The following is a 3,078-nucleotide window of genomic DNA, read 5'->3' as shown; positions in this document are numbered from 1 at the left end:
ACCTTCAAGACCGATGACGAAGCGCTCGCGATCGCCAACGACACGCTCTACGGTCTCGGCGCCGGTGTCTGGAGCCGCGATGCCAACCGCTGCTACCGCTTCGGCCGGGCGATCCAGGCCGGCCGGGTCTGGACCAATTGCTACCATGCCTATCCCGCGCATGCGGCGTTCGGAGGCTACAAGCAGTCGGGCGTCGGTCGCGAGACCCACAAGATGATGCTCGATCACTACCAGCAGACCAAGAATCTCCTGGTCAGCTACAGCCCGAAGAAGCTCGGCTTCTTCTGATCGGACAGGAGCGGGCGGCGCAACCCTGCGCCGCCAGTTCCGAGCCGTTCTTCGTCCGCCCCACCGTCATCCGTCTGTCAGATAATTGAGACAAGACGAGCGCGCCGACCTCATTCGGTTCGGCGCTTGTGGCATCCGGAGCGATGCCAGGTACGGACGGAGGCTCGGCCATGAAGAACAGTCATTTGCAGCGGAAGGCACATCTTGGAGCGATGCTGCTCGGCGCGGCAGCCCTGGCATTCCTCCCGCTATCGTTGGCCAGCGCACAGACCGGCCCGGCGCCGGCCGGCGCCAAGAAATTCCTGACCGTTGACGGAAAGCCACCGCTGATCCTCGGACATCGCGGCGTGCCGGGACTGGTGCCTGAAGAGACCGAGGCGTCGTATGATCTCGCCGCAGCGCTCGGAACCGATGCGCTCGAAGAGGACCTGCACCTGACCAAGGACTGCGTCCTGGTGGTGCGTCACAACCCTTGGCTGGCTGACAACACCAACATTGCCGAGGTGGCGAAGACCAATGCGTCCGTGGCGGCCCGCAAGCGCACGGTGCCCGGTGTGCGCGTCAAGGCTCCAACTCCAACCAGCGGGCCTGCTGACTACCTTACGGATCTCGCCGACCCGGCCGACCCCAAATCGGTGCTGAAGTCATTGATCGTCGACGGCGAGGACCATACCAACGACTGGTCGATCAGCGATTTCACCATGGCCGAGCTGAAGAGCTGGATCGGCGGCACCACCTATGATGCTGCCAACGAACGGCCGAAGGTCTTCAACGGCAAATTCCCGGTCATCAGTTTCCAGGACGTCATCGACATCGCCAAGGCCAGGAGCAAGGAGGCGGGGCGTCCCGTCCTCGTCTATCCCGAAACCAAGAACCCGACCTGGAACAATGCCCAGGCGATTGCCAATGGCTGCGGTGCCGCYGGCAGCCACCCGCTCGAAGATGCCCTGATCAAGATCATCAAGGACAACGGCCTCAACACGAAGGATGCCCCGATCCTGGTTCAGAGCTTCGAGCCCGGCAGCCTGAAATACATGCGCAGCCACGGTCTGGAAACGCGGCAGGTGCAGCTCATTGATGGCAACGGGATTGACTTCAAGACCGGCAAGGTCCTCCTCAACAACATCACAAATTCGCGTCCGTTCGACTGGACGATTGCGGGCGACGTGCGCTTGTACGATGCGATGCTGACGCCCGAGGGCCTTGCCGAGATCAAGACCTATGCCGACGGCATCGGCCCGTGGAAGCCCTATATCGTTCCGCTCAAGATTGTGCCGTGGAAGGACAGCAATGCCGACGGCACGCCCTACAAGGGATCGACGCCGGAAGCTTCGACGCAGGATGCAACCAGCCTTGTCGCTGACGCGCACAAGCTCGGCCTGTTCGTGCACGTCTTCACGTTCAGGAACGAGAAGAAATATCTGGCTGCCGACTATCGCGGCGATCCGGTCCTGGAATATCTCAAATTCTTCCGCCTCGGCGTGGACGGGGTCTTCACCGACTTCACGCATACCGGCGTTGCCGCCCGCGCAGCGTATTTGCGAGAGCTGGGCTGGTGAGGCGGCACTGAGAATCGGGCATGCGCGGGGTCTCGGACCCGCGGAGAAGCGTGCCCGAATTTCGGTGCGGCGGCTGCTTGCACCCCCATCGCTGATGCGTGAGCTAAAGTTACCTGATCAAGCCCAAAGGTTTTGCAAAGTTTCGGCCACGTTGCAGTGCGGCATAATGAAAATCGTGCCATGCCGCCGCGGTGCTTTCCAAGGGTGTTTGACTTGGGTTAGAGAGGACGAAAGTTTTCTCTGACCCGGAATTCCCATGGCCGCACCCAAGAAAGCCGCCGCAAGCGCTCCACAGGACAAGACCAACGGCGGTTCGCCCCCGGAATTCACCAGGGAGCAGGAGCTGAAGGCGCTCCGCGACATGCTCCTGATCCGGCGATTCGAGGAAAAGGCCGGCCAGCTCTACGGCATGGGCGCGATCGGCGGCTTCTGCCACCTCTATATCGGCCAGGAGGCCGTGGTGGTCGGCATGCRGATGGCCCTGAAAGAGGGCGATCAGGTCATCACCGGCTATCGCGATCACGGTCACATGCTTGCCACCGGCATGGAGGCTAATGGCGTCATGGCCGAGCTCACCGGCCGGCGCGGCGGCTATTCCAAGGGCAAGGGCGGCTCCATGCACATGTTCAGCAAGGAGAAGCACTTTTACGGCGGCCACGGCATCGTCGGCGCCCAGGTCTCGCTCGGCACGGGTCTCGCCTTCGCCAACAACTATCGCGGCAACGGCAATGTCAGCGTCACCTATTTCGGCGACGGTGCCGCCAACCAGGGCCAGGTCTATGAGAGCTTCAACATGGCGGAGCTCTGGAAGCTGCCGGTGATCTACGTCATCGAGAACAACCGCTATGCCATGGGCACCGCTGTCTCGCGCGCTTCGGCGCAGCAGGACTTCTCCAAGCGCGGCGCGTCGTTCAACATCCCCGGCCAGCAGGTCGACGGTATGGACGTCCGCGCCGTGAAGGCCGCCGGCGACGAGGCGGCCGCGTGGTGCCGCGCCGGCAAGGGCCCCTTCATTCTTGAAATGCAGACCTACCGCTATCGCGGTCACTCGATGTCCGATCCTGCAAAATACCGCACGCGCGAGGAGGTCGAAAAGGTCCGCCACGACCAGGACCCGATCGAGCAGGTGCGCAACCGCCTGCTGGCCGCTAAGGTGAGCGAGGCCGACCTCAAGGCGATCGACGCCGAGGTGCGCGACATCGTCAACGCGTCCGCCGATTTCGCCCAGCAT

3 protein-coding genes are annotated in these 3,078 nt (G+C 62.7%); all 3 read left to right on the top strand.

Annotated elements, in window-relative coordinates; all coding sequences use genetic code 11:
• Positions 1–288, top strand: a 288-nt coding sequence (locus AC1D00_RS33900; protein WP_477013668.1) for an aldehyde dehydrogenase family protein, incomplete at its 5' end; no start/stop codon positions are given.
• Between the two features lie 170 nt (positions 289–458).
• Entirely contained in the window at positions 459–1,847 is a 1,389-nt protein-coding gene (locus tag AC1D00_RS33895) for a glycerophosphodiester phosphodiesterase family protein (protein ID WP_477013667.1), read from the top strand.
• Between the two features lie 256 nt (positions 1,848–2,103).
• Positions 2,104–3,078 (top strand): pyruvate dehydrogenase (acetyl-transferring) E1 component subunit alpha (gene pdhA, locus AC1D00_RS33890; protein WP_477013666.1); only part of this gene is annotated, 975 nt, incomplete at its 3' end.

The organism is Bradyrhizobium sp. P2_E8 (assembly GCF_056403875.1).
The sequence above is the reverse complement of the archived record's forward strand: the minus strand, read 5'-3'. Positions and strand labels throughout refer to the sequence as shown.